Source organism: Pseudacidovorax intermedius (assembly GCF_001476815.1).
Taxonomy (GTDB): domain Bacteria; phylum Pseudomonadota; class Gammaproteobacteria; order Burkholderiales; family Burkholderiaceae_C; genus Xenophilus; species Xenophilus intermedius_A.
In genome coordinates, this window is sequence record NZ_LDSL01000001.1 from 25,111 (window position 1) to 32,252 (window position 7,142).

Consider the following 7,142-nt stretch of genomic DNA (forward strand, 5'->3'; position numbering starts at 1 on the left):
GCCCGTGCCATGAACCCGCCGCCGCCCCTCTCACGCGCCCGCCAGCTCATCGAGACGCTGCACCTGCAGCCCCATCCCGAGGGCGGCTGGTACCGCGAGGTGTTCCGCGCGCCAGCGACGGTGCAGCCCGGCGACCACCGCGGTCCGCGCGCCGCGCTGACCAGCATCTACTTCCTGCTCGAGGCCGGCCAGCATTCGCGCTGGCACCAGGTGCTGTCGGACGAACTGTGGGTGCACCTGGAGGGCGTGCCGCTCACGCTGTGGACCGCCGACGCCGCCTTCCGCACGCCGCCGGCCCACGTGCGGCTGGCCGCGGTGGACGTCCATGGCAGCCGGCCCCAGCACGTGGTGCCCGCCGGCCAGTGGCAGGCCGCACAGCCCGTGGCCATGCACAGCGCCGGCGACTACACCCTGGCCGCCTGCGCCGTCGCGCCCGGCTTCGACTTCGCGGACTTCACGCTGATGGACGCCCAGGGCGAACTGGCCGCCGCCGTGCGGCACCACTGGCCCGCACTGGCGGCCTTCATCTGATCAGCCGCGCCGTTTCTTGACGGCCTGCGACAGCACATCGAGCAGGTTGCGCGAATCGTCCCAGCCCAGGCAGGCGTCGGTGATGCTCTGGCCGTACGCCAGCGCCGAGGGCTGGTCCTTGCCCGGCGAGAACTTCTGCGCGCCGGCCTGGAGATGGCTTTCCACCATCACGCCGAAGACCTTGCGGCTGCCGCCGGCGATCTGGTCGGCGATGTCGCGCGCCACGTCGACCTGCTTCTGGTGCTGCTTGCTGCTGTTGGCATGGCTGCAGTCCACCATCAGCGTGGGCGGCAGGCCGGCCGCCTCCAGGTCGCGGCAGGCGGCCTCGACGCTGGCGGCGTCGTAGTTGGGCGCCTTGCCGCCGCGCAGGATCACGTGGCAGTCCTTGTTGCCGTTGGTCTGCACGATGGCGACCTGGCCGTTCTTGTGCACCGACAGGAAGTGGTGGCCGCGCGCCGCCGCCTGGATGGCGTCGGTGGCGATGCGGATGTTGCCGTCGGTGCCGTTCTTGAAGCCGATGGGCGCCGACAGGCCCGAGGCCAGCTCGCGGTGCACCTGGCTCTCGGTGGTGCGCGCACCGATGGCGCCCCAGGCGATCAGGTCGCCGATGTACTGCGGCGAGATCACGTCCAGGAACTCGCTGCCCGCCGGAAGGCCCAGGCGGTTGATGTCGATCAGGAGCTGGCGCGCGATGCGCAGGCCCTCGTCGATGCGGTAGCTCTCGTCCAGGTACGGGTCGTTGATCAGCCCCTTCCAGCCGACGGTGGTGCGCGGCTTCTCGAAGTACACGCGCATCACGATCTCCAGCGAGTCGGCGTACTTGTCGCGCTCGGCCTTGAGGCGGCGGGCGTAGTCCAGGGCCGCGGCCGGGTCGTGGATGGAGCAGGGGCCCATCACCACCAGCAGCCGGTCGTCCGTGCCGGCCATGATGTTGTGGATGGCGTGGCGGGTGCCGGTGATCAGCTTCTCGACGGCCGTGCCGTGGATGGGGAAGAAGCGGATGAGGTGTTCCGGAGGGGGCAGCACGTTGATGTCCTTGATGCGTTCGTCGTCGGTCTGGCTGGTTTTCTCGACGGGCGCATACCAGGGGTTGGCGTTGGCGTTGCTGCTGTTCATGGGAACGGTCCTCTTGTGGGTGGATGTGTGACGGAAAGCGATGGGGCGAAAAAAAAACCGCCGGGCTTGAGGCACCGGCGGTTTTGAGGGGTTGGGTTGTTGCGTTTACGCGCGCGCCTCTCGTCCGCCGGAATCCGGGAACCAAAAGTAGGCAAAGAAATAAGCGCGTTGGGCGAACATGGAGCGCGACTCTAGCACGTAAAAACGGGCTGCCAAGCTGTGTTTATGCTCAGGCCGTGCCGCCGACGGTGAGGCGGTCGATGCGCAGCGTGGGCTGGCCCACGCCCACGGGCACGCTCTGGCCTTCCTTGCCGCAGGTGCCGACGCCGGTGTCCAGCTTCATGTCGTTGCCGATCATGCTCACGCGCGTCAGCGCGTCCGGGCCGTTGCCGACGATGGTGGCGCCCTTGACGGGGTAGAGCAGCTTGCCCTTCTCCACCCACCAGGCCTCGCTCGCCGAGAAGACGAACTTGCCGCTGGTGATGTCGACCTGGCCGCCGCCGAAGTTGATGGCGTACAGGCCCTTGTCGATGCTGGCGACGATCTCGTCCGGGTGGCGATCGCCGCCCAGCATGTAGGTGTTGGTCATGCGCGGCATGGGCAAGTGCGCATAGCTCTCGCGCCGGCCGTTGCCGGTGGGCGCCACGCCCATCAGGCGGGCGTTGAGCGAATCCTGGATGTAGCCCTTGAGGATGCCGTCCTCGATCAGCACGTTGCGCTGGCTGGGGTTGCCCTCGTCGTCCACGTTGAGCGAGCCACGGCGGTCGGCGATGGTACCGTCGTCCAGCACCGTCACGCCCTTGGCCGCCACGCGCTGGCCGATGCGGCCGCTGAAGGCGCTGGAACCCTTGCGGTTGAAGTCGCCTTCCAGGCCGTGGCCGACGGCCTCGTGCAGCAGGATGCCGGGCCAGCCGGGGCCGAGCACCACGGTCATCTCGCCGGCGGGGGCCGGGCGCGATTCGAGGTTGGTCAGGGCCGAATTGACGGCATGGTCCACGTACTCGGCGATCTGCTCGTCGCCGAAATAGCCCAGGCCGAAGCGGCCGCCGCCGCCGCCGGAGCCGATCTCGCGCCGGCCGTTCTGCTCGGCGATGACGGTGACCGACAGGCGCACCAGCGGCCGGACGTCGGCGGCCAGGGTGCCGTCGGCACGGGCCACCAGCACCACGTCGTATTCGCTCGCCAGGCCCGCCATGACCTGCGCCACGCGCGGATCGCGGCTGCGGGCCAGCTTCTCGACCTTCTCGAGCAGGGCCACCTTCGCCGTGCTGTCCAGCGTGGCGATGGGATCGATGCCGCCGTAGAGCTGGCGGCTGCCCGCCACCTTGCGCGCGGGTGCCTTGACGCGGCCCGACTTGCCGGCCGTGGCGATGGCGCGCACGGTGCGGGCGGCGTCGAGCAGCGAGGCTTCGGAGATGTCGTCGGAATAGGCGAAGGCGGTCTTCTCGCCGCTCACGGCCCGCACGCCCACGCCCTGGTCGATGGAGAAGCTGCCCGTCTTGACGATGCCTTCCTCCAGGCTCCAGCCCTCGGCGCGGGTGTACTGGAAGTACAGGTCCGCGTCGTCCACCTTGTGGGCGCGGATCTCGGCCAGGGCCTTCGCCAGGTGCGTCTCGTCGAGCCCGAAGGGCGTGAGCAGAAGCTGCTGCGCCGTGGCCAGGCGCTCGATGGTGGGTTCGCGGGAGATCATCGGCCGATTATTGCTCGCGCCTCCGGCGCGCGGCGGCCCGCGGACGCAGGGCCAGCGCGGCGATCAGGGGCAATGCCGGGCGCGCGGGCCGCCCCCGCGCCGCCGGGTCGGTCAGCTCTGCATCAGCCGCCGCGAACGCGCGATGGACATCAGGATGCCCAGCCCCAGCCCCAGCGTCACCATGGCCGTGCCGCCGTAGCTGATGAAGGGCAGCGGCACGCCCACCACCGGCAGGATGCCGCTGACCATGCCCATGTTCACGAAGGCATAGGTGAAGAAGATCATCGTCACCGCGCCGGCCAGCAGGCGCGAGAACAGCGTCGGCGCCGACGAGGCGATGACCAGGCCGCGGAAGATCAGGAAGGTAAAGCCGCAGATCAGGAACAGGTTGCCGGCCAGGCCGAATTCCTCGGAATAGGCGGCGAAGATGAAGTCGGTGGTGCGTTCGGGGATGAACTCCAGGTGCGTCTGCGTGCCCTGCATGAAGCCCTTGCCGCCCAGCCCGCCCGAGCCGATGGCGATCATGCCCTGGATGATGTGGAAGCCCTTGCCCAGCGGATCGCGGAAGGGATCGAGCAGCGTGCAGACCCGCTGGCGCTGGTACTCGTGCAGGATGCGCCAGTCCAGGCCATCGGCGCACAGCTGCGGCTCGTACCAGACGATCAGCGTCACGGCGACGGCGATGACGATCACCGGCGGCACGATCAGCTTCCACGGCAGGCCGGCGAAGAAGATCACCGACAGCCCCGCCGCCAGCACCAGCAGCGAGGTGCCCAGGTCGGGCTGCTTCATGATCAGCCCCACGGGCACCGCCAGCAGCACGAAGGAGACGACGAAGTCCAGCGGCCGCAGCTGCCCCTCGCGCCGCTGGAACCACCAGGCCAGCATCATGGGCATGGCGATCTTGAGGATCTCGCTGGGCTGGATCACCAGCCCGACGTTGAGCCAGCGCGTGGCGCCCTTCTTGGTGACGCCGAACAGCGCCACCGCCACCAGCAGCGTGACGCCGAAGACGTACAGCGGCACCGCCAGGCTCATCAGCCGCTGCGGCGGCACCTGGGCCACCACGAACATGATGAAGGCGGCCAGCACCATGTTGCGGCCGTGGTCCACGAAGCGGGTGCCGCTGTCGTAGCCGGAGGAATACATGGCGACCATGCCGGTGGCCGCCAGCAGCAGCAGCGCCAGCACCAGCAAAAGGTCGAAGCCCTGGAACACGGGCGCGATGCGGCGCAGGAGCGAAGGGCGCTGGAAGACGGCGGACATGAGGCGCGCGATTATCCGCGTCGCCCGCTACAGTGCGGCGAATGCCCACCACCCACCTGCTCTACCTGCATGGCTTTCGCTCCTCGCCGCAGTCGGCCAAGGCCCGGGTGATGGCGGCGCGTGTGGCCGAGCGGCATCCCGCGCTGCACTGGTGGTGCCCGCATCTGCCGCCCTCGCCGCGCGAGGCGGCCCAGCTGATCGCCGAAGGCACCGCCGACTGGCCGGCGGAAGGCATGGCGGTGGTCGGCTCCTCGCTCGGCGGCTTCTACGCCACCTGGCTGGCGGCGCGCACCGGCTGCCGCGCGGTGGTGATCAACCCCGCCGTCGATCCGGCGCGCGACCTCGCGGCCTACATCGGCGAGCAGACGGCCTGGCATGACCCCGAGGCGCATTTCTTCTTCCGCCCCGAGTACATCGACGAGCTGCTTGCCCTGCAGACCGGCCCGCTGCCGCACCCGGAGCGCCTCATGGCCGTCATCGCCAAGGGCGACGAGGTGCTGGACTGGCGCGAGATGACGGCGCGCTACCCCGGCAGCCAGCTGCGCGTGGTCGAGGGCGGCGACCATGCGCTGTCCGATTTCGAGACGGCCCACCTGGACGCCGTGATGGCCTTCCTGCAGCCGGCCTGAGCCCGCCGCCGCGGCCGATGCGCGCCAGGGCGCGTGTGACAATCGCCGGATGTTTGTGTTGTTCGAAGAAGCCGGCAAGTACCTCGGCGGCCGCGTGCTGTCCGAGGCCGAAGCATCGGCGCAGGTGGAGCTGGAAAGCGGCAAGCGCGTCAAGGTCAAGGGCGCCAACATCGTGCTGCGTTTCGACAAGCCGGCGCCCGCCGAGCTGATCGCCGAAGCGCGCGCCCTGGCCGCCACGATGGACCTGGACCTGGCCTGGGAATTCGCGTCCGACGAGGAATTCGGCTTTGCCGAACTCGCCGCCGACTATTTCAGCGACAAGCCCACGCTGGCGCAGCAGGCCGCCGCCCTGTTCGCGCTGTTCGACGCGCCGCACTACTTCCGCCGCAGCGGCAAGGGCCGCTTCCGCAAGGCGCCGGCCGAGATCGTGCAGCAGGCGCTGGCCGCCATCGAGAAGAAGAAGGCCGTGCAGGCGCAGATCGCCGAATGGTCGGCAGAGCTGGTGGCCGGGCGCTGCCCCGATGCGATCCGCGAGCAGCTCTACCGCATCCTCTTCAAGCCCGACAAGAACGCGCCGGAGTACAAGGCCGTGGTCGAGGCCGCCCGCGCCGCGCATCGCCCGCCGCTGGAACTGCTGACCAATGCCGGCGCCATCGACTCGGCCTACCAGTTCCACTGGAAGCGCTTCCTGTTCGAGAACTTCCCCAAGGGCACGGGCTTTCCGGCCTCGCTCACGGCACCCGCCGTCGCGGACGACCTGCCGCTGGCCGAGGGCGTCGAGGCCTTCTCCATCGACGACTCGCAGACCTCCGAGATCGACGATGCGCTCTCGGTGCAGGGCCTGGGCAGCGGCACCGTCACCGTCGGCGTGCACATCGCCGCACCCGGCCTGGCGCTGGCGCCCGGCGACGCGCTGGACCAGGTGGCGCGCACGCGCATGTCCACCGTCTACATGCCCGGCCACAAGATCACCATGCTGCCCGACGCCGTGGTGCAGACCTACACCCTGCTCGAAGGCGCGCCGCGCCCGGCGGTGTCGCTCTACGCCCGCTTCGACGAAGCCACGCTGGCGCTGCAGGGCATCGAGACGAAGATCGAGCGTGTGCCCGTGGTCGCCAACCTGCGCCACGACCAGCTGGATGCCGTCATCGACGAGGCCTGGCTGGAGGCGCCCGCCCCCACCGGCGGCCCCGACGCGGCGCAGCGCCTGCATGCGCCGCTGGCCTTCCTGTTCCGCCTGGCCCGCGCGCTCAAGGCGCAGCGCGAGGTGGTGCGCGGCAAGCCCGAGAGCTTCAACCGCCCCGACTACAACTTCCGCCTGGTCGGCCACGACGACCGGCCCGAGCCCGACGGCAGCGAGACCGTGCAGATCACCACGCGCCGCCGCGGCGCGCCGCTGGACCTGATCGTCTCCGAGGCCATGATCCTGGCCAACAGCAGCTGGGGCGGCTGGCTGGGCGAGCTGGGCGTGCCCGCCCTCTACCGCAGCCAGGCCAGCCTCGCGCCAGGCATCAAGGTGCGCATGGGCACCAAGGCCCTGCCGCATGCCGGCCTGGGCGTGAAGAGCTATGCCTGGAGCACCTCGCCGCTGCGCCGCTACACCGACCTGGTCAACCAGTGGCAGATCATCGCGGCCGCCCGCCACGGCAAGACCGCCGCGCTGGCCGCGCCCTTCAAGCCCAAGGATGCGGGCCTGTTCTCCATCCTGTCGGGCTTCGACGCGGCCTACACCACCTACAACGCCTACCAGTCCGGCATGGAGCGCTTCTGGACGCTCAAGTACCTGCAGCAGCAGGGCATCCGCGAGCTGGAGGCGACGCTGGTGCGCGACGCCGGTGCCGGCGAGGCCCTGGCCCGCGCCGACACGCTGCCGCTGGTGCTTCCGGTGATCGGCGCCCAGGGCCTGCCGC

The 7,142-nt window shown here is 70.0% G+C and carries 6 protein-coding genes; 3 read left to right on the forward strand and 3 right to left on the reverse strand.

Translation table 11 applies throughout. The features are described from left to right. Positions 1-9 precede the first annotated feature (9 nt). A complete protein-coding gene (locus NS331_RS00110) occupies positions 10-531 on the forward strand; it encodes a cupin domain-containing protein (RefSeq protein ID WP_058639995.1) in 522 nt (173 codons plus the stop codon). Here NS331_RS00110 and NS331_RS00115 read toward each other — a convergent pair whose 3' ends face one another. The 3 genes from NS331_RS00115 to rodA form a co-directional block, all read right to left on the reverse strand. Continuing rightward, complete coding sequence (locus NS331_RS00115; protein WP_058639996.1) at positions 532-1,647, reverse strand: 3-deoxy-7-phosphoheptulonate synthase; 1,116 nt, start codon at positions 1,645-1,647, stop codon at positions 532-534. A gap of 229 nt (positions 1,648-1,876) precedes the next feature. After that, on the reverse strand, positions 1,877-3,337 hold the full coding sequence (gene tldD, locus NS331_RS00120; RefSeq protein WP_058639997.1) for a metalloprotease TldD: 1,461 nt from the start codon (positions 3,335-3,337) through the stop codon (positions 1,877-1,879). Positions 3,338-3,448: 111 nt separating this feature from the next. Then, a complete protein-coding gene (gene rodA, locus NS331_RS00125; RefSeq protein WP_058639998.1) occupies positions 3,449-4,603 on the reverse strand; it encodes a rod shape-determining protein RodA in 1,155 nt (384 codons plus the stop codon). Positions 4,604-4,644: 41 nt separating this feature from the next. Between rodA and NS331_RS00130 the strand changes: the two genes are divergently transcribed. Continuing rightward, the gene (locus tag NS331_RS00130; protein WP_058639999.1) at positions 4,645-5,232 is read left to right on the forward strand and encodes a YqiA/YcfP family alpha/beta fold hydrolase; all 588 of its coding nucleotides are present in this window, start codon (positions 4,645-4,647) and stop codon (positions 5,230-5,232) included. 49 nt (positions 5,233-5,281) lie between these two features. Then, positions 5,282-7,142 (forward strand): ribonuclease catalytic domain-containing protein (locus NS331_RS00135; RefSeq protein WP_058640000.1); only part of this gene is annotated, 1,861 nt, incomplete at its 3' end.